General features: G+C 41.9%; 1 protein-coding gene. It reads right to left on the reverse strand.

The genetic code is table 11. The features are described 5' to 3' along the window. Positions 1–313: NAD-dependent epimerase/dehydratase family protein (locus Q5762_RS37715; protein WP_315896826.1), on the reverse strand; the 313-nt coding region annotated here is incomplete at both ends.

Raw genomic sequence — 313 nt, forward strand, 5'->3', positions numbered from 1 at the left:
CGCTTTCTGTCATCGGTTGTTCTGCTAGTTTAGGGTAAATACATGAAGACCCTAAAAACAACAGGTGCTGAACGTTATTCTGATGTGCAGCATGGATAATATTGCACTCCATGAGCAGGTTTTGGTAAATGAACTCAGCAGGGTAAACATTATTGGCATGAATACCACCTACTTTAGCCGCCGCTAAATAAACTTGATCAATTCGCTCAGCAGCAAAAAATTGATTCACTGCAGCTTGATTCACTAAATCCAACTCACTGCGCGAGCGAGTAATAATCTCAACATCATCACGAGCTGAGAGTTGGCGTACAAT

This window comes from Streptomyces sp. P9(2023) (assembly GCF_032436795.1).
In the GTDB taxonomy this organism is placed as follows: Bacteria; Actinomycetota; Actinomycetes; order Streptomycetales; family Streptomycetaceae; genus Streptomyces.